At 69.6% G+C, this 24,029-nt stretch carries 24 protein-coding genes and 1 CRISPR repeat array; of the genes, 15 read left to right on the top strand and 9 right to left on the bottom strand.

The genetic code is table 11. From position 1 onward, the window contains the following. Positions 1-159 precede the first annotated feature (159 nt). From casA to cas2e, 7 genes are all read left to right on the top strand, one after another. Entirely contained in the window at positions 160-1,680 is a 1,521-nt protein-coding gene (casA, locus tag ACMATS_RS05170; RefSeq protein ID WP_414167044.1) for a type I-E CRISPR-associated protein Cse1/CasA, read from the top strand. Between the two features lie 86 nt (positions 1,681-1,766). Then, the gene (gene casB, locus ACMATS_RS05165) at positions 1,767-2,507 is read left to right on the top strand and encodes a type I-E CRISPR-associated protein Cse2/CasB (RefSeq protein WP_414167043.1); all 741 of its coding nucleotides are present in this window, start codon (positions 1,767-1,769) and stop codon (positions 2,505-2,507) included. A 57-nt stretch (positions 2,508-2,564) separates the two neighbouring features. Next, positions 2,565-3,743 carry a type I-E CRISPR-associated protein Cas7/Cse4/CasC gene (gene cas7e, locus ACMATS_RS05160; RefSeq protein WP_414167042.1) on the top strand — a complete coding sequence of 393 codons (1,179 nt, stop codon included), beginning with the start codon at positions 2,565-2,567 and terminating at the stop codon, positions 3,741-3,743. Continuing rightward, positions 3,740-4,570, top strand: a complete 831-nt coding sequence (cas5e, locus tag ACMATS_RS05155; RefSeq protein ID WP_414167041.1) for a type I-E CRISPR-associated protein Cas5/CasD — start codon at positions 3,740-3,742, stop codon at positions 4,568-4,570. Before cas7e ends, cas5e begins: the two co-directional genes overlap by 4 nt. Then, complete coding sequence (gene cas6e, locus ACMATS_RS05150; protein ID WP_414167040.1) at positions 4,567-5,235, top strand: type I-E CRISPR-associated protein Cas6/Cse3/CasE; 669 nt, start codon at positions 4,567-4,569, stop codon at positions 5,233-5,235. The genes cas5e and cas6e overlap by 4 nt, the downstream gene beginning before the upstream one ends. Then, positions 5,232-6,203, top strand: a complete 972-nt coding sequence (gene cas1e, locus ACMATS_RS05145) for a type I-E CRISPR-associated endonuclease Cas1e (RefSeq protein ID WP_414167039.1) — start codon at positions 5,232-5,234, stop codon at positions 6,201-6,203. The genes cas6e and cas1e overlap by 4 nt, the downstream gene beginning before the upstream one ends. Positions 6,204-6,225: 22 nt before the next feature. Next, positions 6,226-6,555, top strand: a complete 330-nt coding sequence (gene cas2e, locus ACMATS_RS05140; RefSeq protein ID WP_414170658.1) for a type I-E CRISPR-associated endoribonuclease Cas2e — start codon at positions 6,226-6,228, stop codon at positions 6,553-6,555. Between the two features lie 18 nt (positions 6,556-6,573). Next, a CRISPR array of direct repeats spans positions 6,574-7,639; the repeat unit is 29 nt; unit sequence GTCCGCTCCGCGCAGGCGGAGGTGTCCCG. 256 nt (positions 7,640-7,895) lie between these two features. Here cas2e and ACMATS_RS05135 read toward each other — a convergent pair. From ACMATS_RS05135 to ACMATS_RS05120, 4 genes are all read right to left on the bottom strand, one after another. Continuing rightward, a complete protein-coding gene (locus ACMATS_RS05135; RefSeq protein WP_414167038.1) occupies positions 7,896-8,294 on the bottom strand; it encodes a hypothetical protein in 399 nt (132 codons plus the stop codon). A gap of 198 nt (positions 8,295-8,492) precedes the next feature. After that, positions 8,493-9,677, bottom strand: coding sequence for a helix-turn-helix domain-containing protein (locus ACMATS_RS05130; protein ID WP_414167037.1), 1,185 nt, complete (start codon positions 9,675-9,677; stop codon positions 8,493-8,495). A gap of 119 nt (positions 9,678-9,796) precedes the next feature. Then, positions 9,797-10,435: an HAD family hydrolase gene (locus tag ACMATS_RS05125; RefSeq protein WP_414167036.1), complete on the bottom strand. Its 639-nt coding sequence runs from the start codon at positions 10,433-10,435 to the stop codon at positions 9,797-9,799. A gap of 222 nt (positions 10,436-10,657) precedes the next feature. Further along, positions 10,658-11,152, bottom strand: a complete 495-nt coding sequence (locus tag ACMATS_RS05120) for a MarR family winged helix-turn-helix transcriptional regulator (RefSeq protein WP_414167035.1) — start codon at positions 11,150-11,152, stop codon at positions 10,658-10,660. A 119-nt stretch (positions 11,153-11,271) separates the two neighbouring features. Here ACMATS_RS05120 and ACMATS_RS05115 point away from each other — a divergent pair, with 119 nt between their 5' ends. Beyond that, positions 11,272-11,574 carry a DUF1330 domain-containing protein gene (locus tag ACMATS_RS05115; protein ID WP_414167034.1) on the top strand — a complete coding sequence of 101 codons (303 nt, stop codon included), beginning with the start codon at positions 11,272-11,274 and terminating at the stop codon, positions 11,572-11,574. Between the two features lie 253 nt (positions 11,575-11,827). Here ACMATS_RS05115 and ACMATS_RS05110 read toward each other — a convergent pair whose 3' ends face one another. Together ACMATS_RS05110 and ACMATS_RS05105 are read right to left on the bottom strand one after the other, a co-directional pair. Further along, positions 11,828-12,607: an SDR family NAD(P)-dependent oxidoreductase gene (locus tag ACMATS_RS05110; protein WP_414167033.1), complete on the bottom strand. Its 780-nt coding sequence runs from the start codon at positions 12,605-12,607 to the stop codon at positions 11,828-11,830. A gap of 55 nt (positions 12,608-12,662) precedes the next feature. Beyond that, positions 12,663-13,610 carry a glycoside hydrolase family 25 protein gene (locus tag ACMATS_RS05105; protein WP_390778626.1) on the bottom strand — a complete coding sequence of 316 codons (948 nt, stop codon included), beginning with the start codon at positions 13,608-13,610 and terminating at the stop codon, positions 12,663-12,665. 190 nt (positions 13,611-13,800) lie between these two features. Here ACMATS_RS05105 and ACMATS_RS05100 point away from each other — a divergent pair, with 190 nt between their 5' ends. The 3 genes from ACMATS_RS05100 (at position 13,801) to ACMATS_RS05090 (ending at position 17,406) form a co-directional block, all read left to right on the top strand. Then, complete coding sequence (locus ACMATS_RS05100; RefSeq protein WP_390778627.1) at positions 13,801-14,439, top strand: LysE family translocator; 639 nt, start codon at positions 13,801-13,803, stop codon at positions 14,437-14,439. Positions 14,440-14,584: 145 nt separating this feature from the next. Further along, positions 14,585-16,678, top strand: coding sequence for an NEW3 domain-containing protein (locus tag ACMATS_RS05095; protein ID WP_414167032.1), 2,094 nt, complete (start codon positions 14,585-14,587; stop codon positions 16,676-16,678). Between the two features lie 113 nt (positions 16,679-16,791). Beyond that, positions 16,792-17,406, top strand: a complete 615-nt coding sequence (locus tag ACMATS_RS05090; RefSeq protein WP_414167031.1) for a methyltransferase family protein — start codon at positions 16,792-16,794, stop codon at positions 17,404-17,406. Between the two features lie 157 nt (positions 17,407-17,563). Here ACMATS_RS05090 and ACMATS_RS05085 read toward each other — a convergent pair whose 3' ends face one another. Further along, the gene (locus tag ACMATS_RS05085; protein ID WP_414167030.1) at positions 17,564-18,232 is read right to left on the bottom strand and encodes an HdeD family acid-resistance protein; all 669 of its coding nucleotides are present in this window, start codon (positions 18,230-18,232) and stop codon (positions 17,564-17,566) included. A gap of 366 nt (positions 18,233-18,598) precedes the next feature. Here ACMATS_RS05085 and lanL point away from each other — a divergent pair, with 366 nt between their 5' ends. From lanL to ACMATS_RS05065, 4 genes are all read left to right on the top strand, one after another. Beyond that, positions 18,599-21,331 (top strand): class IV lanthionine synthetase LanL, encoded by a 2,733-nt coding sequence (gene lanL, locus ACMATS_RS05080; protein ID WP_414167029.1) that lies wholly within the window; start codon positions 18,599-18,601, stop codon positions 21,329-21,331. A 71-nt stretch (positions 21,332-21,402) separates the two neighbouring features. Then, positions 21,403-21,525 carry an ALQxL family class IV lanthipeptide gene (locus ACMATS_RS05075; protein ID WP_390778632.1) on the top strand — a complete coding sequence of 41 codons (123 nt, stop codon included), beginning with the start codon at positions 21,403-21,405 and terminating at the stop codon, positions 21,523-21,525. A 96-nt stretch (positions 21,526-21,621) separates the two neighbouring features. Beyond that, positions 21,622-22,068, top strand: coding sequence for a DUF5990 family protein (locus tag ACMATS_RS05070; RefSeq protein ID WP_414167028.1), 447 nt, complete (start codon positions 21,622-21,624; stop codon positions 22,066-22,068). A gap of 304 nt (positions 22,069-22,372) precedes the next feature. Beyond that, positions 22,373-22,762 carry an SSI family serine proteinase inhibitor gene (locus tag ACMATS_RS05065; protein ID WP_390778634.1) on the top strand — a complete coding sequence of 130 codons (390 nt, stop codon included), beginning with the start codon at positions 22,373-22,375 and terminating at the stop codon, positions 22,760-22,762. A 21-nt stretch (positions 22,763-22,783) separates the two neighbouring features. Here ACMATS_RS05065 and ACMATS_RS05060 read toward each other — a convergent pair whose 3' ends face one another. Further along, positions 22,784-22,942 (bottom strand): hypothetical protein, encoded by a 159-nt coding sequence (locus tag ACMATS_RS05060; protein WP_336417235.1) that lies wholly within the window; start codon positions 22,940-22,942, stop codon positions 22,784-22,786. A gap of 110 nt (positions 22,943-23,052) precedes the next feature. Further along, positions 23,053-24,012 carry a cytochrome c oxidase assembly protein gene (locus ACMATS_RS05055; protein WP_390778635.1) on the bottom strand — a complete coding sequence of 320 codons (960 nt, stop codon included), beginning with the start codon at positions 24,010-24,012 and terminating at the stop codon, positions 23,053-23,055. Between the last annotated feature and the right edge of the window lie 17 nt (positions 24,013-24,029).

Below are 24,029 nucleotides of genomic sequence, written 5' to 3'. Positions count from 1 at the left end.
TCTGCGCGCTGCAGCACGCAGAAGGGCTCCCGACCCCCGCCTCCGCAGGGAACTGACGGACCGTCGGTGGGAACACCCCCGCACCAGTCGGCTCACCCCCGCCCTCGCGGGGTCCTCGTTGAGCCTACCCATCATTCTTCTTCATGCCGTGAGGCGCCTGTGTCTGCTCCAGAGCTCTACGATCTTCGTGTTGAGCCCGTCCTGCCGGTCCGCTGGGCTGGCCATGCCCCTGTCGGCAACCGTCCCGAGGCGGTCGGGCTGCGGGATCTGTTTCTGCGCGCCCACGAAATCAGCGCGCTGGCCGTCCCGTTACCCCCGGCGCTGTCCGCGCTCTACCGCATCCTGTACGCCCTGACCGCACGGATCACCGGCCTGGACAGGCCCGATGACTGGCACGAGGACCGCTTCACCATCCTCGACGCGGGCTGCTTCAGCCCCGAAAGCGTCTGCGCCTACTTCGACACCCCGGACCGTGCACAGCGTTTTCGCCTCTACGATCCGCAGTACCCGTTTCTGCAGGACCCACGGCTGACCACCGAGTGCGACAAACCGGCCGGTGTGAACAAGCTGGTGACCACCCGCCCGTCCGGGTCGAACCACGCCTGGTTCGAGCACACGGCCGATGCCCGGCCGGAACGGGTCGACTCGGCCGAAGCGTTCTTGCACCTGTTGGTGTGGCGCTACTACGGGCCGTCCGGCCGCTGTTCGGCCCGCACGGTCCGAGGCCTGAAGGAAGCGAACTCAACAGCCGGCCCGCTGCGCACCGCGCTCTCCTACCACCCCGTAGGCGAGACCCTGTTCGAGACGCTCCTCGCGGGACTGGCCGAGCCCGACACGGCGCGGCAGTACGGGCCGGGCGAGGACCTGTGTCCGTGGGAACGCCCTGATCTGCCCGATCCTTTGTCCATCAAGGGCACAGTGACCGGGCCGTTGTCGGGTCTGACAGCTCGGACTCAGCATGCGGTACTGCTCGTCCCGGATGCATCAGGGGCATCGGTTCGTGATGCTTTCATCACGTGGGCCTATCGGGAGAGGATCCCCCGCGATGACGACTACCTGATCTGGCAGGTCAGCCAGGCCGGCAACCCCTATGCCCGCTACGCGGATTCGCAGCGTGCGCTGTGGAGGGATCTGGACGCGCTGCTCCTCAGCGAGCCTCCCGGCCTGCAGATCAGCCGACCGCGGGTCTTCCGCACGGCGGTGGACGTCTCGGAGAACCTGCGCGTGCAGGCACTGGGCATCCACCAGGAGGGCCAGGCCAAGGACACCCAGCTGGTGTCGTCCTCCACTCCGCCCGTGCTGGGCCTGGCCCAGGAACGGGACATCGAACGAGCGTGCCTGGTCGGACAGTTGCGGGTCCATGGCGAGCAGGCAGGCGCGCGCTTGCTGCGGGCGACGAAGCAGGCGTGGGCGTCGTTCAGTAACGCCCGCAAGGCCGAGGACTGCGCTTGGTCTGCGCAGGCCGCTGCCCGCTACTGGCCGGCTGCGGAGGCGGAGTTCTGGAAGCGCCTGGAAGAGCGGCACTTCGACGGGTCGGCACGCGCGTTCCGGATGATCGCCGAGCACGTCTATGACCACGTCACCGAAACGGCGGCGGGCAGCATGCGCGGCGCCAGGGCCCGGGAGAGTGCACGGATCGAGTTGTACGGCGGACGCCGCAAGCCACAACCGACCCGGTGAAGACGGCACTGACACGTGACGGAGAAGTAATGGCTGACACCACAACACCACCTGAAGCCCCCACCCCTGTACCCCAACCGAGCCCCTTGCCCTGGCTGTTGGAGGCGCGCACTTTCGTCCAGGCGATCACGCGGATCAGTGCGCAGGACACGGGGACGCGTGCGGCCCTGCGCAGCGGTCTGGGCAAGCAGCTGGACGAGGTACCGCGCATGCACCGGATCGTCGCCCCTCTGCTTCCCGCTCGGGTCCTCGGGGACGATGAGGCCCAGCGCGCCTTCTACGCCGTGGCCGCTCTGCTGGCCACACACACCACCCGCGGCTCAACTGTCCAGCCGGACAAGGAGTCCAGCGCGGTCCACGCTTCCACTCCAGCCGACGAGGACACCAACCACCGCGCGGCTGAGGCAGCGCCGGCAACTGTTGATGGCGATGCGGCGCAGGAGCAGTCGGTGCAGGCTGCGGCCGCTGCTCGGCGCCGCTACGCGTACGGCGAGAGCCTGGGGCTGGCCTTCGCGGCCGCAGTAGCCCGAGGTACACGGGAGGGGATCCGCGAAAGCGCGGCCGAGACCCGCTTGAACCTGCTGACCCGGCAGAGCACCGCGGGTCTGCACCGCCATCTGCCCGCCGCCGTGCGGCAGTTGTGCGACAAGAAATGCCCGCCGGACTGGGCGCGTCTGCTGGTCGACCTGCGCACCTGGCCACAAGACCGTAAACGCCTCTCGCGCCGATGGCTGCAGGACTTCTACCGCGCCCGGCATCGGGACGATCTCGCCGCGGCCCGCACGGCAGACACCACCGGCACCACCGAAGACGACGGCGGGGCCTGACCCTCGCAGCCCTGCACGTCCCTCCTTCCTTCTCACATGCCACAGGAGATACCGGCCATGACGACGTCCTCTGCCAGCCCCGCAGCCGCGCCTCGCAGCCGCTTCATCGACCTGCACGTCCTGCAGAGCGTCCCCTACTCCAACCTCAACCGCGACGACACCAACTCCGTCAAGACCGTCCAGTACGGCGACCGTGAACGCACCCGGGTCAGCAGCCAGTGCTGGAAGCGCGCCGTACGCCGCTACTTCCAGCGCACCGTCGGCGAGGAAGCACTGCGTACTCGCAGGATCGGCGAGGCCGTCACCAAGCTCCTGCACGACGAGCGCCAGTGGCCCGCGGATCTGGCCCGCCGGGCCGGACAGCACATCGCCGCCGGCAGCAGCATCAAGGCCGACCCGCCGTCGAAGGACGACCCGGCCTGGAGCACCAACGCCATGGTCTACGTCCCCGCCACAGCAGTTGGTGAACTGGCCGACATCGCCCAGGCACATCGCGAGGCGCTGGAAGGTAGCAAGGACATGAAGAAGGGCGGCAAGAGCGTCCTGCCGCAAGAGGAGATCGATGCGGTGCTGCGCTCGCGCAACGGAGTCATCAATCTCTTCGGCCGGATGCTCGCCGAGATCGACGAGGCCGGAGTGGACGGGGCTGTGCAGGTGGCCCACGCTCTGACCACCCACGGCACCGACGTGGAGGTCGACTACTTCGCCGCGGTCGACGACATCACCGCCGATTGGCGCGACACCACCGGCAGCGCCCACATGGGCAGCACGGAGTTCAGCGCCGGCGTCTTCTACCGCTACGCCACGATCGACCTCGACGACCTCGTACGTAACATCGGCGGCGACCGTGCCGCGGCCCGCACTCTGGTCACCGCTTTCATCGAGGCGTTCCTGCTCTCGTTGCCCGAGGCCAAGAAGACCGCCACCGCCCCGCACACCATCCCCGACCTGGTCCACCTCAGCGTGCGCTCCGACCGCCCGGTCTCCTACGCCGCCGCGTTCGAAAAGCCGGTCACCGCAGGCAATCTGGGCGGTTACGCCGAGCCCTCACGCCGCGCGCTGGCCGACTACGCCACGGCCGCCACCCGCCTGCTCGGCACTCGCGGCGTGGTCACGGCCGGCTGGGCAGGCCTGGACGAAAAGGACCTGTCCGGCCTGGGCACCCGCACCGACTCCTTCGACGACCTCATCACCGCCTCCGTCGCAGCGGCACTCGGCGAGGACGGCGCAGCATGAGCACTGCTGAATCCTCTGCCCCGGGCCTGCTGCTGCACCTCTCCGGCCCGCTGCAGTCCTGGGGCACCCACAGCCGGTTCAACGAGCGTGACACCGCCCGGTTCCCGACCCGGTCCGGCATCATCGGGCTCCTCGCCGCCTGCCTGGGCCGGCGACGCGGTGAGCCCATGGACGATCTGGCCCGGCTGTCCCTGACCACCCGCACCGACCGCCCCGGCATCCTCCTGCGCGACCTGCACACCGTCGGCGGAGGCCTCCCCGCCAAAGCGACGGTGACCACGGCCGAGGGCAAGAAACGCCCCCCGGCACAAGGCACGCTGCTCTCACACCGCTACTACCTCGCCGACGCTGCCTTCACCGCCGCCCTCACCGGTGACAACCAGGCCCTGCTCACCGAGTGCGCCCAGGCCCTGAACTGCCCCCACTGGCCCCCCTACCTGGGCCGCCGCTCCTGCCCGCCCGAAGGCCCCCTGCTCATCGGCCTCCTCCCCAGCCCCCTGCACCACCTGCTGGCTCTCCCCCTCGCCCGCAGCCCCCACCGCAACGCCATAAGCGTCGACTTCCACTCCGACACCCCCCTGGACCACCTCCCTGGAGTGCCGTCCACGGCAGACGGCTCCGCAACGGCGAATGGTGCCGCGCCCGTCAGCGAAGTCACCGACGACCCCGTCGAGTTGTCACCCAACCGCCGCACCTACCGCGCCCGCCCCCTGTTCCGGCGCACCTTGGCCTTGCCGGCCACGCAATGCCAGGGGCTCGGCGCCGACTACCTGGGGGCCCTTGCCGACTACCTCGCCACTCACCGCACCGAAGGAGCGGCGCTATGACCGTCTGGCTCACCCGCATCCAACTCAACCTGCGCCACCGCGATGCCCGCCGGGACGTAACCAGCGCGGTCGGTCTGCACCACCGGTTGATGATGCTCTTCCCCGACAACGCGGGAGAGACCGCGCGCCAGAACATGGGCGTGCTCTTCCGCCTCGAAGACGCCACCAACACCGGCCCCCAGAGCCCCTACATCCTCATCCAGAGCCAGGTACAACCCGATCTGAACCGCCTGCCGAACGGCTACGGCACCACCGCGTCGAAAAACCTCACACCCCTGATCGACGCGCTCCGCGACGGACTTCCCGTGCACTACCGCATCGCAGCCAGCGCCGTACGCAAGTCAGGCCCCACCACCCGAGCCGCCGGCGCCAAAGCCATCATCGCCCTGCACGGCACCGAGGCCGACCAATGGTGGCAACGCCAAGCCGAACACAAAGCAGGGCTGACACTCACCACTACCCACTCCACGCCCCTCGACGCAGCCCGCGGCACACGAGTCCAGGACAAACACCACGTCAAACACCCCCGCACCCGCTTCGAAGGCACCGCCGTCATCACCGACACCGACGCCCTGCGCCAAACCCTCCTGTCCGGCGTAGGACGCGGCAAAGCCTACGGCTGCGGACTTCTCAGCATCGCCCCCGCCGCCCGGAAGCCTCGATGAACTCACACACGGACGCACGGCGCAGACTGGCTGCTCCTACCGTCGCCATGCTCCCGCGCATCGGCGACAGCCTCTCTTTCCTGTACCTGGACATCGTCCGCGTTCAGCAGGACGACACCGGTGTCTGCGCCGTCGTCACCTCCGAACAACGCGGCACCGAGCTCGTCTACCTTCCAACCGCCGCCCTCAGCTGTCTCCTCCTCGGGCCCGGCACCAGCATCACCGCCCGCGCCATGGCCACCCTCGCACGCCATGGCACCACGGTCGTCACCACCGGTTCCGGAGGCGTCCGCACCTACGCCGGCGTCACACCCGACTCCCTCAGCACCCGCTGGCTCGAGCGCCAGGCCCGCGCATGGGCCGACGACACCGAACGCCTCGCCGTCGCAACGCGCATGTACGAACAACGCTTCGGCGAAGGAACCGTCCCCCCAGACACCTCCCTGGCACAGCTGCGCGGCCTGGAAGGCCAGCGCGTCAAAGCCCTCTACAAAATCCTCGCCCAGCAACACCGCATTGGCAGATTCAAACGCGTCTACGACCCCAAAGCCTGGGACACCCAGGACCCGGTCAACCTCGCACTGTCCTCCGCCAACACCTGCCTGTACGGCATCGTCCACGCCGCCGTGCTCGCCATGGGCTGCTCACCCGCGCTCGGATTCGTCCACAGCGGCAACCAGCAGGCGTTCGTCTACGACATAGCCGACCTGTACAAGGCAGAGCTCACCGTCCCTCTCGCCTTCACACTGCACAACTCACCCCACCCCGAACAAGCAGCCCGGCGTAGCTTCCGCGAGCACCTACGCCTGTTCCGCCTCATGCCCCGCATCGTCACCGACATCCAGCGCCTCCTCGACCCCACCACCGTCGTAGAGGACATCGAGCTGGAAGAAGAACTGGTGGACCTGTGGGATCCCGTCTCCGGGCCGCTGCCTGCTGGCGTCAACTATGCAGGAGACCAAGGATGAACCCAGCCCAGAAAGACACACCGTGGCCTCGATGATCACCCTTGCCGCCACAGCCGTTCCCGACCACCTGCGCGGCGCCCTCACACGCTGGCTCCTCGAAGTCACACCGGAGTTGTATGTCGGCACCGTCTCAGCGAAGGTGCGCGACGAACTCTGGAACGCAGTCAGCAAGTGCACCGGCGACGGCATCGCAGTCCTCACCTACCCGGCACCCAACGAACAAGGCTTCCAAGTACGAACCGCAGGACACCGCCGACGCCGTCCCATCGACTTCGACGGCCTCACCCTCATCGCCTTCACCAGTCCGCCCACACTTGACGAAAGCGATAATGAATTGGCAAAGCCCATCTAACACCGCAGGTCGTGAAGGGTCCGCTCCGCGCAGGCGGAGGTGTCCCGTAGATCGAGGGGAACATGACGTCGGGCGCGCAGTCCGCTCCGCGCAGGCGGAGGTGTCCCGTCCGCGAGGAGGCGACGGTGCAGGGCATGGCCGTCCGCTCCGCGCAGGCGGAGGTGTCCCGCCCCGGCGCTGCGGGGCGGACGGGCGTGGCGTGTCCGCTCCGCGCAGGCGGAGGTGTCCCGGCGTTGCAAATGATTAGTCATGGCCACCGCCTGTCCGCTCGGCGCAGGCGGAGGTGTCCCGGAGGGCCAGGAGGAACAGCCCGATAAGGGTGGGTCCGCTCCGCGCAGGCGGAGGTGTCCCGTTCTGGTTCGTGCTCGCCTGGGTGACCGTGATGTCCGCTCCGCGCAGGCGGAGGTGTCCCGCACGGGATCGCCCGAGCAACCGCCTGCAAGGTGTCCGCTCCGCGCAGGCGGAGGTGTCCCGGAGTACGACCATGCCCAAGAATGTCCCTCCGTGTCCGCTCCGCGCAGGCGGAGGTGTCCCGCTGAACACGGTCATCGACGCCACGAACGTCGAGTCCGCTCCGCGCAGGCGGAGGTGTCCCGCACGTGACGGTCGACACGGATCCGCTCCTGGAGTCCGCTCCGCGCAGGCGGAGGTGTCCCGAGCTCAGCGGTGACGAGGAGGAGAAGGCGGCGGTCCGCTCCGCGCAGGCGGAGGTGTCCCGCCTCCATCGCGGCCTATGCCGGACGCTGGCACGTCCGCTCCGCGCAGGCGGAGGTGTCCCGGCCCGGCGTCGCGCCGGACGTTGGCGCCCCTTGTCCGCTCCGCGCAGGCGGAGGTGTCCCGGCTGCCGTGAATGATGTCACCGGTGCAGCCCTGTCCGCTCCGCGCAGGCGGAGGTGTCCCGGAACGGAGACCAGCATGCCCAGGAACTGGCTGGTCCGCTCCGCGCAGGCGGAGGTGTCCCGCTGGGATACGCCGAGACGCCGCGATGGGAACCATCCGCTCCGCGCAGGCGGAGGTGTTCCGTGGAACCGCGTCTCGGTGCCCAGGTTGATCAGGTCCGCTCCGCGCAGGCGGAGGTGTCCCGCTCACCAACGCCTCACTGGAGGACGCCACGCAGGAGCTGCCGAAGGAATCTACGACTTGCTCAAGTCAGTGCCCCGGTCCGGAGGGACCAGGGCACTGACTTTTCTGCCGCGCGTACCGACCGCGGAGCGGTACGAGCCGGTGCGTGACCATGCAGTCAGGGCAGGCGTAGACGGCGTGGGCCACCTGGTCGCCTTCGACGATGTCGATTGTTGTGGCCTTGGGTACGGGCGCCTTGCACCACGAGCAGAACCTGATCACCCCGTCCGGCCCTGGCGCTCTCGGGCCTTGCCGATGAGCGTGCGGATCTTCGCTGGGTCGCACAGCATGCGGTCGTCTTCCGGTGCGGGCAGGAGCCAGTACGCGCCTGGTGGTTCCCGGCGTGTGGGGACGGGCACACCGAGGTAGTTGACGGGGTGGTCGATGCCGATGCACTTGGTGCCTGGTTCCTTCCAGTTCTGGGAGGTGCCTGGTGGCACGAGCAGGCTGTAGGCGGTTTGTGAGCGGGAGGCGATGACGGCGCTGGTGATGCCGACCGCGCGGAAGTGGTTCTCGATGCCGTCCCGGTCTCTGATGCCGTGGATGCCTCGTTCCACGGTACCGGAGGGGAGTTGGACGACGTCGAAGTGCAGGCCGACCTTGAGTGTGGCGGTCATGCCTCTCGCCCACGACTCGCGGGCATCGCTCGGGCGCACTTCTCTCGATACGAGCCAGAGAGCCGCCTCGCAGTTGAGCGCAGTGGCCCTTTGACCGTGTTCTCCCATGACTGTTCCCTGCCTGGTCGGTGGGGCATTGGCACAGTGATGGTGATCGACGGCCAGGGCGGAAAGTACCCCTGTGAGGGGTAGTTGGGATCAGCCGATGGCGTGGCACCACTCGGCGAAGGCTGTGAGGGATTCGGCGTCGGTCCGCTTGAGGCGGCGCAAGGTGGCTGCGTCCTCTCGAACCCACTTGTGCTCTCGGGTGTGCTGAGGCGCAATGCGGCGGGCTGTCTTGAGAGACTCGAAGGCGTCGTCAGGGTGTCCGGACCAGAGCTGGGCGCGAGCGAGCTCGATATAGAAGCCGGATCGGCGTTCAGTCGGCAGATCCTGCGGGGGCGCCCACTCCTGGGCGAGGGCCAGCGCACGGCTGATATGGCCGTTACCGAGACTGACCGCCACAGAGACTTCATGGATGCGCACGGAGGAGGGACCGAACACTGTTCCGTGATAGACGCCTTCAGGGACGTAGTCTCCGAGCTTTCGGGCTTCGCCGAGGTGCATCCCGGCAGCTGTGGCGTCGCCCGCGCGGCCGGCGATGACGGCAGCCCGCATGTGCAGGGCACCCCTCGCAGCAACGGTTGCCCGACTGGTCGGGGGCGGGGTGGCATCGAGTGCGTCGACCAGGGTCCGCAGCCCGGTTGCGTGGGCTTTGGCGGCGAAGTAGGTCTCAGTGCGGACATAGGCGACGGAGGCATCGAGGAGCCGGTCGTCGGCGTGCCGGGCTGCCCAGCGCATGAGCTCGATCAGGCGGGCGGACAGATCGCGGGCACCGTATTTGTAGGCGATGGAGTCGGCGGCACGGTAGGCGGAGACGAGGAGTTGGGCAACTTGTGCTTGCTCAGATGCTCGTGCCGAGTGGAGTGCCCTGGAGAGCTCGTCGAGGAGCAATGGCACGTTGCGGCTGATGCGCACGTACTGTGCGCTGAGGCGCCATTGGGTTGCTTCAGCGACAGCTTGTTGAAGTTCTGAGACAGGGCGGACTGGGCCGTCAGGAGGCATGTCGTGGGTGGCGATGACTGCGGAGAGCTGAGGCATGGCCTGGTGTACGCGGTCGTTTGCGCGGTCTCGCTGTGAGAGGAGTTTGGCGGGGTCGATGCCGAGTGTTGCGGCGATGGCCTCGAGTACGGTTTCGCTTGCGCCGCGTTCACCGCGCTCGAGCTTCCGGATGGTGCCGAGGGAAACGCAGGCGGCGGTGGCGAGTTGTTGCTGAGTGAGTCGTGCGAGGCTTCGCTGGTAGGCGATACGGCGCCCTGTTTCTTGGTCTGATGGCGCTGGCATGCGTGCTCCGTTCGAGGCGTCGCTTCAAACGGTATCCGTTCCGTAACGGGGCGGATGCGGAGCTGTAGAACTGCCTTGTCCGAGGCTGGGTAAGGCAGTTCACGGCGGCAGTCGCTCGGCTATGCCGTCAGCAGTGCCGGGAGGTCGGTGAGTGCGTCGATGCGCCAGTCGGCGGCCCGCGCTTCGGCGGTGTCAGCCCAGAGGTGGCCGTAGGGCCCGCGTCTGAGGTGTGCGGTGCGAAGACCGACTGCTGCGGCGGGCGTGATGTCGTTCTGGGGATGGTCGCCGACGTAAACGGTGCGATGGGGCGCCGTACCTGCAAGGGTGATCACGTTGGCGAAGAATCGGGGGTCGGGCTTGGCGACACCCCACTCGCCAGAGGTCGCGATGGCGTCAGCGGGCAGGTCGAGGTCCCCAAGCAGTCCGCCCGCGCGGACAGTTTGGTTTCCGGCGATCACGACGCGCAGTCCGGCCTGTTGCAGTGCTGACAGGGCAGGTCTCACGTCGGGGTAGAGGTCGGTTTCGTCGAGGTGCTCGCCGCAGCCGACGGCTTCTCGGGCTTGATACTCGGCGCCGATGTCGATGCCGGGCCGAGCTAGGCGCAGGGCATCGGCGTTGTCCCGGCCCTGCGCGACGACGGCACCGACAAGGGCGGAGAGGGTATGTCTTGGAATCTTGAGCCAGTCTGCCCAGGCGCCCCATCCGCGATCGTCCTTGACGAGGGTCTCGCCGACATCGAAAACCACTGCCTCGATCATGAGTTCAGCCTAGAGGCGGCGAACAACTTCCGTTGCGCCGTGCACTCGCCCGTCCTGGCACTTCTCGCAGGTCGACCGAGCCCCGGCGGTGGAACGCGGGCGCAGCGGACGGAGAACCCGCTGCCGACGAAGTTCGACTGACCGGTGACGCCGGAGCCGCCGCGGGCGGCTGCTGCGCAGTGGCCTGTGGCTTCCACTGCCCTTTCCCTGGCGGCCGGTTCTTCAGAGCCGGTCGTTGAGAGACAGCAGGAGTTTGCGCAGCAAGGTGCCGAGAACGGCTTGTTCGTCCGGGGTCAGCCCCCCGATGAGGCTGAGTTCGTTGGCGATGTGCCCCTCGATGAGATCGTCGGCCAGGCGGCGCCCTTCCGTGGTGAGGGTGACGCGGACGAGGCGACGGTTGCCGGGGTCGGTGGCGCGGGTGACCAGTCCCTTGGCGGCGAGGCGGTCGATCCGGTTGGTCAGTGCACCGGGGCTGACCATCGCCGCTCCGGCCAGGTCGCCCATCCGCAGGGTGCTGCTGTCGCCGGCCCGCAGCAGGGTCGCGAGTACGTCGTACTCCCATGACTCCAGGCCGTGGGCCTCGAAGTAGCCCTTGATGCCTTGTTCGAGCAGACGGGAGGCGCGGAAGACCCTAAGCACCACGCCGATCGGCGTGGTGTCGAGGTCGGGCCGGATGGCGCCCCACCGCCCGATGATTTCGTCCACCGCGTCGTTCATGGTGCCAACCTAGCAGGAATCTTCGACGTCGAACTGTTTGACGTCGACGCCGGAGCGGCATAGCGTGAGCCTCGACGATCGCTTCGACGTCAAAAGATTCGTCATTGAAGGGTTGGCTCATGCCTCTGCACTACGTGATCATCACCCGCACCGACGACACTCCGGACAGCGCCCTTGTGCCCTACCTGGCCAACGTCGGCGCGACCCTGGAGCCCTACCGGGGACGGCTGTTGGCCTTCGGGCAGCCGCAACGACTTGAGGGCACCGGAAAGTTGACCCGGACGGCGATCCTGGAATTTCCGTCCGAGGACGCGTCCCGTGGCTGGTACGAGTCGGCCGCCTATCAGGAGCTGGCGGCCTGGCGCATCGAGACCATGGGCGGTCCGGTCGAGTTCAACCTGGTGAGCGGTATGGCGGCCTAGCTGCGGCTGTGACGACGGCGACGATCGGGCCGAGTGTGTCGGTGTCGACGGCCCGCACCGCCTCGCAGCGGAGGTCCGACCGGCCGCCGTGGCCGCAAATCGAGGTTTCTGCTGCCGGAAGCGCAAGAGCCAGGTCTTTTGCCCTCTTTCGGTCGGTATGCTGCCCGTCGATTGCCGGAATAGATCACTCCGGCAGCAGAAACCCTGAATCCGGCCTGCAAAGGTGCCGCTCGGCCGGCATGCCGCGTCGGCCTCAGTGGACGGAGAACCCGCCGTCGACGAAGATCGACTGACCGGTGACGTAGCCGGATGCGCCGCTGGCCAGGAACACGGCCGCTCCCGCGAAGTCCTCGGCCAGGCCGTTGCGTCCGACCAGGGTGCGTGCGGCCAGCGCCGCCACCTTCTCCGGGTCGGACGACAGCCGCTCATTGAGCGGCGTCATGACGAAGCCGGGCACCAGCGTGTTGCAGGTGACGCCGTGCGACGACCACGCCTCGGCCTGGGAACGGGCCAGCGACTCCAGGGCTCCCTTGGAGACTCCGTAGGCGCCGCTCTGGACGAACGCCCGGTGCGCCTGCTGGGAGGTGATGTGGATGATCCGCCCGAAGCCCCGCTCGGCCATGCCGGGTCCGAAGCGCCGGCCCAGCAGGAACGGCGCCTCCAGGTTCACCGCCATCGTGGTGTCCCACACCTCGTCGCTCAGCTCACCCATCGGCGGCCGCAGGTTGATCCCGGCGCTGTTGACGAGAATGTCGGGCTCGCCGAACACCGCGGCCGCCTGCTCCGCCGCCGCGCGCACCCCGTCGCGGGTGCCCAGGTCGGCGCTCACCCAGGCCGCCCGGCAGCCGTCCGCCGTCAACTCCTCGACCGTGGCGACGAGGTCCGGCTCCTTGCGTGCCACGATCACCACGCTCGCCCCCGCACGCGCGAGCGCCCCGGCGATGGCCCGGCCGATGCCGGAGCTGCCGCCCGTCACCACGGCGACCCGGCCGTCGAGCGAGAACAGGTCGGAGAGGTAGCTGTCTGAGCTCATGCCCGCACCCTAGACGGCGTGTCCGCGGTGGCGGCGACCGGGGTGGAACACGTGCTCAGGCGACCTGACGCCCGGTGATGTAGCCGAGCAGCGGGGCCGTGGAGTGGATCCGGACCTTGTCCACGTTCGCGCCGGCCGGGAGTTGCAGGACGAGCTTGCTGCCGGTGCGGGACACGGTGACGGCCGCGGCGGGGGCGTCCCAGTCGCCTCTTTCGTGGTGCAAGGTGGTGACCACTTGGCCGTCGGCGCCCTGCGGAGCCAGACAGATCCACAGCGGGCCGTTGTTGGTGCCGCCTTGGGGGGAGGCCAGGGTCCCCGCGGGTTCGACCGGTATGTCGACGGTCGTGTTCGCGGGGATCGGAGGCAGGTACGCGAGCATGTCGTCCTCCGCGTAGCGAGGGGTGGGGGGTGCGGGCTGCTGCTGGAAGGACAGTGACCAGTCCCGGAGGGCCGCTCTGCTGCCGAGGTGGCAGTAGTCGCGGTCGACGCCGTCGTCGCTGTACTGGTGGAAGAGCCAGGGGGCCTGTATGCCGGGGCTGCCGGCGGGACGGCCGGCGGTGGCGATCCAGAGGAAGTCGCCGCAGTTCGAGGTGGTGTCGACGTGCAGCCAGTAGTCGAGGTTGCAGTACATGCCGACTGCGTGATCGGCCATCCGGGACTTGACGTAGCTCAGCCAGTCGTCCCGGTAGGCGACTTGGCGGGCCTTGGAGACGCCGCTGTTGGCGTCGTCGTAGCCTTCCCAGTCGAGGACGACGATGTCACCCGGCTGCCAGGCGACCTGGGCGAGGAAGAAGTCGGCTTCATCGGCCGGACTGTTGGCCATGTGGGGGTAGTGGTAGGCGCCCCAGACCAGGCCGTGTGCCTTGGCATGGTCCCGCTGGGACGCCCACTTGGGGTTGATGTACGACAGGCCCTCGCTCACTTTGACGAACGCGAACGACAGGCCGCCGGTGTCCGGGGTTGACGACTGGTAACTGGCCCAGTCCTGGCCGTAGATCCCCATGCGGATCATTCCCTTCGGCCTCGGCGGTGCGCTTAGCAATTGCCCGGTCGGAGACGTTGTCAAGCGGGGGAGTGCCCATAGTTGAATGAGATGGGACGGGAACGGCAGGAACAGGGACGGATTTTGGCCGGATTTGATTCATCAGGCTCCGGGAGGCGGGGCGCCGGCCGTCCCGTGCTTCCATGGCTCCATGGTGTCCGGCGCCCGCATCCTGGCCTTCGCGGCCATGTCGTTCCTGGTCATCGTGATACCCGGACCGAGCGTGCTGTTCGTGATCGGTCGGGCGCTGGCGCAGGGGCGTCGTGCCGCCCTGACGTCCGTCGCGGGGAACATGCTCGGCGCCCAAGTGCTCATCGTGGCCGTGGCGTTCGGGGTCGGGTCCGTCGTGGAACGCTCGGTCCTCGTCTTCACCGCGGTGAAACTGGCCGGTGCCGTATACCTGGTGTGCCTCGGGATGCAGGCATGGCGGCAACGCCGGTCGTTGCAGGCCGCGTTCACCGGAGGAAGGTCCTCGCGAGGGGGTCTGCGCTCGGTGTGGGAGGGGTTCGCGGTGGGCGTGGCCAACCCGAAGACGATCGTGTACTTCACGGCGATGCTGCCGCAGTTCGTCGACCGCGAACGAGGACATGCCGCGGCTCAAATGCTGCTGCTCGGGCTGGTGTTCACCGGCATCGGTGTGGTGTCCGACAGCGTGTGGGGACTGGCGGCGGCCACCGCGCGGGACTGGTTCGCCCGTTCGCCGCGGCGGCTCGCCCTGGTCGGCGGCCTGGGCGGGCTCACGATGATCGGCCTTGGCGTCGGTGTCGCGGTGGCGGGGCGGAAGGACTGACAGGCTGACGGGGGGATCCCCCGGCCGTCGTTGCTTTCGGTTATCTTCTGTTGCCCCTTGACTGGTTGTGTTGGTTTTGGTTCGATCCCCCCGCGCTCAACGCAAGGCATCAGACCATGTTGTCCCTGACGCCACAGGAGAACCGATGCGAAGAACGTGGGCTGCTCTCATCGCTGTCGCGCTGGCAGCGGCACCCCTGGCGGCGCTGCCCGTCGCCGCCACCCCGGCCGCCGCCCTCGACAACGGTCTGGCCCGGACCCCGCCCATGGGCTGGAACGACTGGAACACCTTCGGCTGCAACGTGAACGAGAAGCTCGTCGAGGAGACCGCCGACAAGATCGTCACCAGCGGGCTGCGGGACGCCGGGTACACGTACGTCAACATCGACGACTGCTGGATGGCGGGCTCCCGCGGGGCCGACGGCCAACTCGTCCCGGACCCGGTCAAGTTCCCGCACGGCATCGCGGGCGTGGCCCGCTACGTGCACGACAAGGGCCTCAAGCTCGGCATCTACGAGAGCGCCGGCACGCTGACCTGCGCCGGCTACCCCGGCAGCCTCGGCCATGAGCAGCGCGACGCCGACTCCTTCGCCGCCTGGGGCGTCGACTACCTGAAGTACGACAACTGCCACAACCTCGGCGTCCCGTCCCGGACGCGCTACCGTGCCATGGGCGATGCCCTGGCCAGGACCCGTCGCCCGATCGTCTACAGCCTCTGCAACTGGGGCGAGGAGTCCGTGACGAGCTGGGCCCGTCCCGTCGGCAACCTCTGGCGCACCACCGGTGACATCGACGCGTCCTACGGCCGGATGCTGTCGATCTTCCACGAGAACGTGAAGCTCGCCGACGCGGCCGGGCCGGGAGCCTGGAACGACCCCGACATGCTGGAGGTCGGCAACGGCATGACCCCGGCCGAGGACCGCACCGAGTTCTCGCTCTGGGCCGAGATGGCCGCCCCGCTGATCTCCGGCGCCGACCTGCGCTCGGCACGGCCCGACACCCTGGCCGTCTACGGCAACAAGGAGGTCGTCGCCGTCGACCAGGACCGGCTCGGCAGGCAGGGCCGGCCGGTGAGCATGAAGAACGGTCTGGACGTGCTCGCCAAGCCGCTCGCCGACGGAAGCGTCGCGGTGACGCTGTTCAACGAGAACACCGCACCCGCCGTGATCTCCACCAGCGCCCGGGCCATCGGGCTGGGCCCCGCGCGCGGCTATGCCCTGCGGGACCTGTGGGAGCACCGCACCACCGAGAGCGCCGGCGCCATCAGCGCAGCCGTGCCCGGCCACGGCACCGTGATGTACCGCGTGTCGCCCACCGCCGCGCCGGGCCGGTACGCGCCGCACCTGGTGCTGGACACCACCGTGCCCGGCTGGACGGCCGGCAGCTCCGACACGGTGACCGCCACCCTGACCAACGAGGGCACACGGACCGCCACCGGCGTGCAGCTCGGCGTCGGGGCGCCCGCCGGGTGGACCGCGACCCCGCTCACGCCCATCCGGTTCAGTCAACTCGCCGGTGGGCAGCAGGCGGTGGCCAGGTTCCGTGTGACCGCCCCGGTCGTCCTCCCCGCGCCGATCACCCACGCCACGGTCAGTGGCACCGCATCCGTCCGGGGGCCGGGCGGTTCCCGGACGATCACTGCGCCGCACGCCGTGGAGCTCGCAGCCCCGGTCCGGGCCCCGCTGAAGACCTTCACCGACAACACCGCCGTCTTCGGCGCGCAGGGAGACCGCCTCGCGATCGACGGTGCGGGTGCCGACCTGTGGTCCGGCGTCGACCAGTACAGCGCGATCTACCGGCCGGGCGCGGAGCACGACGGCTCCACGACCGTCGTCAAGCTGACGGCCCAGGCATCCACCAACGAATGGGCCAAGGCGGGGCTCATGGTGCGCAACGACATCACCGGGTCCGGTTCCTCACCGGGTTACGTCATCCTCGCCGAAGCCCCCGGCAAGGGCTACGTCCTGCAGTGGGACAGCACCGGCAGCGGCCGCCTGGACTCCAACAGTGCTCCGTCCAACGAGGGGAGCGGTACGGCCGCCTACCCGACCTGGCTGAAGCTGACGCGCTCGGGGTCGACCTTCACCGGGTACCGCTCGGAGGACGGCGTGACCTGGACCCGGGTCGGTGCGGCAACCCTCCCGCGGGTGAACCCCGTTCAGGACGTGGGGGTGTTCACCAGTTCGCACAGCGAGGGTGCCCGTGGCGAGGCGGATTTCGTGGACTTCCGCCAGAACTGACGTCCGGCGATCGCCGCGGGCGCTGCACGGCAACCGGTCGGCAGGCCGCCGCGTCTCATCGGACAGCCGGTGGTGGCGCGGCGGCCGTCCCGGCCGAAGGGGGCGAGGCGAACATGACGGATGCGCAGTGGCGCCACGCGGCGACGGTGATCGACGCCGTCTGCTGGCTCACCTTTCTGACCGTGTGGGCCCTCGGCGCGCTCTACAACGCCCGCCGGTCCCCGGCCGTACGCAAACGCGGACAGCCGCTCCAGCGGTGGAGCATCGCCGCCGGGATCGTCGTGGCGGTGACGGTCAACACGCTGCTGCCGCACGGCACATGGGACCCGCTCACCGTGCACGTGCAGTGGCTGCGTGCCGTCGGCGCCGTCGTGCTGATCGCCGCGACCGCCTTCGCGATCTGGGCCCGCATCCGCCTCGGCCTGATGTGGACCTCGGCCCCCGTGGCCAAGCAGGGCCACGAACTGCGCACCGACGGCCCCTACGCGATCGTCCGGCACCCCATCTACACCGGAATCTTCGGCATGTTCATCGGCACCGCACTGCTGATGCTGCTCGGCGGCTGGGTGGTGGCCGTGCTGCTGGCCTTCGGCCTGATGCAGTGGAAGATCAACGTCGAGGAGAAGCTGATGACCGAGGCGTTCCCGGGCGCGTACGAGGAGTACAAGCGGCGCGTCCCGCGGGTGATCCCGCGACTGCGACGTCGCGGACGTGCTCCGGTGGCATGAGGCGGTGCGCAGTCGGCTGCCGGGGCCCGGTACCTGGTACGCAGCCGGCCTCTTCGCGAAGTCGCTCGCGCAGTAATCGGCAACCGCAACCGGCAGCCATGTCGGGAGGCCCGGCGGATACCGCCGGGCCTCCACGCGCGCGCCCTGGTCGCGTGCCCTAATGCTGATGGCCCAGGTGCCAGCGGTGACCGTGCCCGGTGCTCGGCGCGGCAGGCCGGGAGGTCCGGCCCAGGCGGGCGCGGAGCTGGATGCCGTGGATCGCCTCGATCAGTCCGAGGGCGACGAGCATGATGCCGGTGACCAGGGTGAGCACGGTGATCGAGTGGAAGGGGGCGCTGACCATCACGATGCCGGCCAGGATGCTGACGACGCCGAGGAACACCTGCCAGCCCCGGGCGGGCAGGGCCGCGGTGGACAGGGCCACCCCCGTCAGCATGACGCCCCGGAACAGCCAGCCGAAGCCGATCCAGAGTGCGAGCAGCAGGATCGACTGCGCCGGGCCGCGGAGGGCCACCAGGCCGAGCAGGACGCACAGGCCGCCGCTGATGAAGCCCAGGACGCGCAGGTGCCCGGGGATGTGGTCACCGAAGGCCCCTGCCAGCTGGAAGGCTCCGACGGCCAGCAGATAGATGCCGAAAAGGACGCCCACCACGGTGAGGCTGGCCTTCGGCCAGGCCAGGACGACGACGCCGAGGGCGACGGACGCCACGCCGGTGGTCAGCAGAATCTGCCAGCCGGCCCGGGCCAACGCTCCCGGGCCACCGCCGGGTTCGAAGCCCTGCGGCTCCGTGTCGTGGTGTTCGCCTGATGTATGCGGGGTTGCCATAGCACTCGCCTCTCCTGAAGCCGGGGAGAGCTCTTCAGCAGGCGGCCGACCGCTCCTTAATCCTCAGGCTTGCACAGGTCCCGGAGTCGCGGCAACCGGAGAAGTGTGCAGAGCTCTTTTGCGCCAGATCGCCGACCGGGCGGTTCAACGAAATCCGCTGAACCGAAGCGTATCGGTCCGTATCCGGAATCAACTGGCCAGTGGAGATCCTGCACCCGCGATGAAATGGGAATGAAATGCCGGGAAATGAAGTCGATCATTCCTCTGGCCGTTTCCGTGTGGCCCATGCACGGAGTGTCGGCAGGGCCGGGTCAACGAGCCTCTGCGGCGGCTATGTTGAGTGGCCGGGCAGGCCAGGTGACGGGCATGGATTTCCGGAAAGTGGGCGTACTCGTGGCGTACGACGATCGTGAATTCCCCGGTGAGGTCTCACTGTTTCCGGAGTGCGTCCAGGCTGCTCTTTCCCGTCACGGTGCAACGGAATGGCATGTCGGCCAGGGGGACTTCTGGTGTCATGTCGCGCCGCACGGCAGGCGCACCGGGATCCAGGGATGGAAGCTGCACCTTTCCGCGACCCCGCTGTCCGCGCCGCTCGTACTGGCACGGGCCGCAGACGTCCTGGTCGGCCGCCGTTGCCCGTTCAAGTTCGCCGGAACGCCGGCGATGGTGGCCGAACTGGTCTCCAAAGGTTACGACCGGGGCGGTGGCGGGAAATTCATCACCGCCTATCCCGACGGCGACGAGAGTCAACTCCGGGAACTGGCAGAAGAACTGCACCGGGTGACCCTGGGACTGCCCGGCCCCGGTATTCTCTCCGACCGTCCGTATCGCCCCGGCAGCCTGGTGCACTATCGCTTCGGTGTCCACGACGGAATTCCCGTCCTGGGCAACGACGGCTCCTACGAGGCCATGCTGCTGGCCCCGGACGGCACGCTGGCCCGGGACGAGCGCAACGCATGGTTCTCCCCGCCCCGTTGGGCACCCCGGGACCCGTTCGTCCCGCCGTCCGCCGCTCCCGACGGGACGATTGCCGGATCCGTACGGCTCGACGGCCGGTACACCGTACGGCAGGTGATCCGCCACGCCTTCACGGGCGGGGTGTACCGGGCAGTCGAGGACGACACCGGCCGCCTCGTCGTCATCAAGCAGGCCCGCCCGCACACCGGCGCCACCCTCACCGGACTGGACGTACGCGACGCACGGCGGCACGAAGCGGCGATGCTCGAACTGCTGGAACCGACGGGCATCACCCCGCGGCCGGTCGCCCTCTTCGAGCAGCAGGACGAGCTCTTCCTGGTCGAGGAGGAGCTGCCGGGCGTCACGCTCCGCAGATGGGTGACCGACAACATCACGCACGACGGCGCCACGTGGGGCCCGCCGACTGACGCCGTGGAACGGATCGCCCTGCGCCTGCTGGAACTCGTGGAGCACATCCACGGCAAGGGCCTCGTGCTGCGGGACTTCAACCCCGGCAACGTCATGGTGCTGCCGGACGAGGAACTCCGCCTGATCGATCTGGAACACCTCGCCCGCCGGGGCGATCCGGTCACCCGCGTGTACACGCCCGGCTTCGCCGCCCCCGAGCAGATCGCCTCCGCGTTCTTCGGCACGGCACCCGAGCCCACGGCCGACCTCTTCAGCCTGGGCGCCACCCTCTTCTACGCCGCCACCGGCGTCGACCCCCAACTGCCGCCCGACCGGCCGTCCGTACGCCCTCGGCACCGGCGGATCCGGGAGTGGCTCGGCGCCCTGAGCGCCGGCAACCCCGTCGCGCAACGCCTTGCCCCCGTCATCGTCGCCCTGATGCACGACGACCCCGCCCGGCGCCCCGCACCCGACGCCGTACCGGACCTCCTCCGCCGCGGCGCGCCCCCGCACAGGGCGGCTGCACCCCGGAGCCGGCCGGGCGACGCGGAGCCGAAGCAGATGATCGGCGACGCGTTGGACCACCTCCTCGCCACGATGGACCCGGCCGCGCCGCACCGCCTGTGGCCCGTCTCGCCGTTCGGCGCCACGACGGACCCGTGCAACGTCCAGCACGGGGCCGCGGGCATCCTGGGCGTACTGACCCGCGCGTACGCATCCGCCCCGGACCCCGCCCTGCGGGACGCCACCGCCAACGCGGCCCACTGGATCGGCCGCACGGCGGGGCGAGAACCCCGCGCGCTGCCCGGACTCCACTTCGGCCGTTCCGGCACGGCATGGGCGCTCCTCGCCGCCGGCAGGGCCCTCGGCGACGAGGAACTGGTGGCCCGTGCCCAGGAGTTCGCCGAGCGCGTACCGCTGCACTGGCCCAACCCCGACATCTGCCACGGCGCGGCCGGGGCGGGCATGACCCAGCTCCGCTTCTGGGAGGACTCGGGCAGCGACCGCTTCCTGAACAGGGCCCGTGAGGCGGCCGATGCGGTCGCGGCGGCACGCGAGCGCAAGGAGAACCTCTCCTACTGGCCGATTCCACGCGGTTGGGCGTCACGCCTGGCCGGCCTCGTCCACTACGGCTTCGCCCACGGCGTCGCCGGAGTCGGAGCGTTCCTGCTCGCCGCCGGCAGGGCCACCCACGACAGCAGCCACCTCGCCATGGCCGCCGACGCCGGGGAAACCCTCCTCGCGACGGCCCAGTCGAAGGACGGCGCCGCGTACTGGCCGGCCGGTCCCACCAGCCGGCCCCTCAAGACGCACTGGTGCAGCGGGTCATCGGGGATCGGCACCTTCCTGATACGCCTCTGGCAGGACACCTCGGACGACAGACTGCGCGAGGCCTGCCACCGGGCGGCCCTCGCCGTACGCCGCTCCCGGTGGCACGCCGGCACCTCGCAGTGCCACGGGCTGGCGGGCGACGGCGAGTTCCTGCTCGACCTCGCCGAGGCGACGGGCGAGGGCGAGTACCGCAGCTGGGCCGAGGAGCTCGCCGTGAGCATCCACGCCCGCCACGCCCTGCAGGACGGCCGCGTCCTCGCCCCGGACGAGACTGGCGCCGCCGTCTCCCCCGACTACAACACGGGGCTCGCCGGCGTCCTGGCCTTCCTGCTGCGCCTGCGGGACGGCGGCCCCCGCCTCTGGCTGCCCGACATTCTCACCGGCCCGCCCGGCGGCCGGTGACACCAAGCCCCTCCACCCCGGCCGCCCCCCGGTGTGGAGATCCACCGCATCCCGAGAGGAGGTGACCAAACATGGCGAACGACGTGAACGTGCTGCAGATGCTTCCGTCCGAGGAGGAGTTCGAGGAGAGCATCGACTGCCCGTCGAGCTGCTCGTGGAGCTGTTCGTGGAGCTGTTCCTGGACCAACATCTAGGCCGGTGAACAACGCTGGTCCGCCCCGTGGCCGTACGGGGCGGGCCGGCTTGCCGCTCGTGCCCCTTACGGGGCGCCGTGGTCCGATACTGGTGACATGCAACTGCGCATCGAAGGCCACACGTTGCCCGGCCGCCGCTGCGGGCCCGGGCCCGGTTTCCCCGGGGCCGCCGGGATCGAGGTCGCGGTCCAGCGCAAGGACCGCCCCGCCGAACTGCTCGACCCGCAGCCCGGCGACGCCCCGACGGTGACGTGGACGTTCCCCTGCACGTTCACCGCCGACGGCGAGCTGCGCGGCCCGTACGTGCAGAACCGGCTCGGCGGACGCTTCGTCTACCTCTCGTGGACCGGGAGGCAGCCGCAGGAGGAGACGCCCCGGATGTTCCGGCGCGCCAAGCTGATGCTGGCGGATGTTCCGCCCGAGGTGCTTGCCGAGGCGCGGCGGCGTGGTGCGCTGGTGGGTCGGCTCGCCCTCACCGACGCCGAGGGGTATCCGCTGTGCGGGCGGGTGGTGCCCCCGGTCGTCGAGTGGGCCGCGCACTAGCGCCCCGTAGGGGCGCGGGGAACTGCGCGACCAGCCCCCACCGGCCCGCAGCCGACGCACCACCCCGGGGGTCCGGGGCGAAGCCCCGAGAACCTCGGCCGCGGGCGCGTCGTGGCTGAGCGCGCCCACGCGGCGGAGCCGCATATGTCAACAGCCCCGCGCCCCTTACGGGGCGGCGGCGACCAACCGAGTGGCCGGGCCCCGCCGGACGGGCGACGTGGGCGGTGCGGGCGCTTGTCGGCGTGCACCCGTGCGCGGTGGCCTGGCCCGCGACCCCGTATCCCGTACCCGAGGAGATCCACCCATGTCCGTCTGCTCCGCCGCGGCCGCTGCGGCGACCGCCACCGCCCTGCTCGCCCTGCCGCTCGTCCCGGCATCGGCCGAGGAGCAGGAGGAGGGGCGGCTCCTGCTGACCGTCTCCGGTGCCGAGCACAGCTGGATCCGCGGTGTCCGGCTCGGCTGTCCCGGGGCGCACGGACCGCACCCGCACGGGGCCGAGGCCTGCCGGGACCTGATCGCGGCCGGCGGGCGGCCGGACGCGCTGCGCGGCGAGCCGCACGCGTGCACCCTCGAGGACGACCCGGTGATCGCCACCGCGAAGGGGGAGTGGCACGGGCAGGACGTCGACTGGCGGAAGGCCTTCGCCAACGCCTGTGCGCTCGACGCCGCCACCGGGCCCGTCTTCCGTTTCTGACCGGCCACAGCGCCCGCGGCGTCACGTTCTGCGGGCCACCGCGACGCCCACCGTCGCCAGCCCCAGCACCACCCACGTGAACCACAACCAGCCGTTGCTGCCGAGCGCGACGGAGTAGGCGGTCACCGCGATCAGCGCGCCCACCGTCAGTCCTGCCATCGCCTTTGTCGAGCCGGGCATCCCGCACCTCCTCAACTGCGGCCCGCCAGGCCGTACAAACGCGCGGACCGCGGCCAGGAGTCCATGGTCTCCTCGCCGCGGTCCGTCCGCCATAGGCCGGTGGCCTTCTCCTACTGCTGCTCGCGCGTCCTGAGCGAGGCCAGGTAGGCGTTGTACGCCGCCAGCTCCTTGTCACCGTCCCGGTCCGCGTTGCGGTCGATCCGCTTCGCCTGCCGCTGCTCGGAGCGGTACCACTGGTAGACCAGCGCGATCAGCACCACGACCGAGGGGATCTCGCTGAACGCCCAGGCGATGCCGCCCGCCGCCGTCTGGTCGGACAGGGGGTCGATGCCCAGCGAGGCCGGCGGGTGCATGTACGTGCCGATCATGGGCTGGGTCGCCATCATCAGCGCGATGCCGAAGAACGCGTGGAACGGCATGCCGGCGAACAGCTCCAGCATCCGCATCACATAGCCCGGCCGGTGCGGGCCCGGGTCCACGCCCATGATCGGCCAGAAGAACACCAGGCCCACGGCGAGGAAGTGGACCATCATCGCGATGTGTCCGGTCTTCGTCTCCATCAGGAAGTCGAAGAGCGGGGTGAAGTACAGCGCGTAGAGGCTCGCGATGAACATCGGGATCGTGAACGCCGCGTGCGTGATGACGCGCATGTAGCGGCTGTGCAGCAGGGCGACCAGCCACTCGCGCGGGCCCTTGCGGCCGCGGCCCGCCGCGGGCAGCGCGCGCAGCGTCAGCGTCATCGGCGCGCCCAGCAGGAGCAGGATGGGGGAGAGCATGCTGATGACCATGTGCTGGACCATGTGCACGCTGAACATGACCATGCCGTAGTCGTTGAGCTTGGTGCACATCACCAGGGCCACCGACAGCACGCCCAGGACCCACGCCACGGTCCGGCCGACCGGCCACCTGTCGCCGCGTCGCCGCAGCCGCACCACGGCCCAGCCGTAGAGTCCCAGCCCCAGCAGGCTGCCGATCATGAAGAACGGGTCGCCGCTGAACTCCAGGCCCCGTCCCAGCGTGAACGGCGGCATGTCCATCATCATCATGCCGTGATGCCCGCTGTGATCCATCCACTCTCTCCCAATTC

This window comes from Streptoverticillium reticulum (assembly GCF_047456005.1).
In the GTDB taxonomy this organism is placed as follows: domain Bacteria; phylum Actinomycetota; class Actinomycetes; order Streptomycetales; family Streptomycetaceae; genus Streptomyces; species Streptomyces reticulum.
Note: the sequence above shows the minus strand (reverse complement) of the source record. Positions and strands in the feature narration are given on the sequence as shown.

Bases quoted from the DNA above. Each gene is read 5' to 3' on its own strand.
- cas7e (WP_414167042.1), top strand. From the start codon at position 2,565: ATGACGACGTCCTCTGCCAGCCCCGCAGCCGCGCCTCGCAGCCGCTTC.
- ACMATS_RS05085 (WP_414167030.1), bottom strand. From the start codon at position 18,232: ATGGCAACCCCGCATACATCAGGCGAACACCACGACACGGAGCCGCAG.
- ACMATS_RS05055 (WP_390778635.1), bottom strand. From the start codon at position 24,012: ATGGATCACAGCGGGCATCACGGCATGATGATGATGGACATGCCGCCG.
- ACMATS_RS05075 (WP_390778632.1), top strand. From the start codon at position 21,403: ATGGCGAACGACGTGAACGTGCTGCAGATGCTTCCGTCCGAGGAGGAG.
- ACMATS_RS05105 (WP_390778626.1), bottom strand. From the start codon at position 13,610: ATGGGGATCTACGGCCAGGACTGGGCCAGTTACCAGTCGTCAACCCCG.
- ACMATS_RS05120 (WP_414167035.1), bottom strand. From the start codon at position 11,152: ATGAACGACGCGGTGGACGAAATCATCGGGCGGTGGGGCGCCATCCGG.
- ACMATS_RS05060 (WP_336417235.1), bottom strand. From the start codon at position 22,942: ATGCCCGGCTCGACAAAGGCGATGGCAGGACTGACGGTGGGCGCGCTG.
- ACMATS_RS05115 (WP_414167034.1), top strand. From the start codon at position 11,272: ATGCCTCTGCACTACGTGATCATCACCCGCACCGACGACACTCCGGAC.
- ACMATS_RS05070 (WP_414167028.1), top strand. From the start codon at position 21,622: ATGCAACTGCGCATCGAAGGCCACACGTTGCCCGGCCGCCGCTGCGGG.
- cas1e (WP_414167039.1), top strand. From the start codon at position 5,232: ATGAACTCACACACGGACGCACGGCGCAGACTGGCTGCTCCTACCGTC.
- ACMATS_RS05110 (WP_414167033.1), bottom strand. From the start codon at position 12,607: ATGAGCTCAGACAGCTACCTCTCCGACCTGTTCTCGCTCGACGGCCGG.
- cas5e (WP_414167041.1), top strand. From the start codon at position 3,740: ATGAGCACTGCTGAATCCTCTGCCCCGGGCCTGCTGCTGCACCTCTCC.
- ACMATS_RS05095 (WP_414167032.1), top strand. From the start codon at position 14,585: ATGCGAAGAACGTGGGCTGCTCTCATCGCTGTCGCGCTGGCAGCGGCA.
- ACMATS_RS05125 (WP_414167036.1), bottom strand. From the start codon at position 10,435: ATGATCGAGGCAGTGGTTTTCGATGTCGGCGAGACCCTCGTCAAGGAC.
- cas6e (WP_414167040.1), top strand. From the start codon at position 4,567: ATGACCGTCTGGCTCACCCGCATCCAACTCAACCTGCGCCACCGCGAT.
- ACMATS_RS05135 (WP_414167038.1), bottom strand. From the start codon at position 8,294: ATGACCGCCACACTCAAGGTCGGCCTGCACTTCGACGTCGTCCAACTC.
- ACMATS_RS05090 (WP_414167031.1), top strand. From the start codon at position 16,792: ATGACGGATGCGCAGTGGCGCCACGCGGCGACGGTGATCGACGCCGTC.
- ACMATS_RS05065 (WP_390778634.1), top strand. From the start codon at position 22,373: ATGTCCGTCTGCTCCGCCGCGGCCGCTGCGGCGACCGCCACCGCCCTG.
- ACMATS_RS05100 (WP_390778627.1), top strand. From the start codon at position 13,801: ATGGTGTCCGGCGCCCGCATCCTGGCCTTCGCGGCCATGTCGTTCCTG.
- lanL (WP_414167029.1), top strand. From the start codon at position 18,599: ATGGATTTCCGGAAAGTGGGCGTACTCGTGGCGTACGACGATCGTGAA.
- ACMATS_RS05130 (WP_414167037.1), bottom strand. From the start codon at position 9,677: ATGCCAGCGCCATCAGACCAAGAAACAGGGCGCCGTATCGCCTACCAG.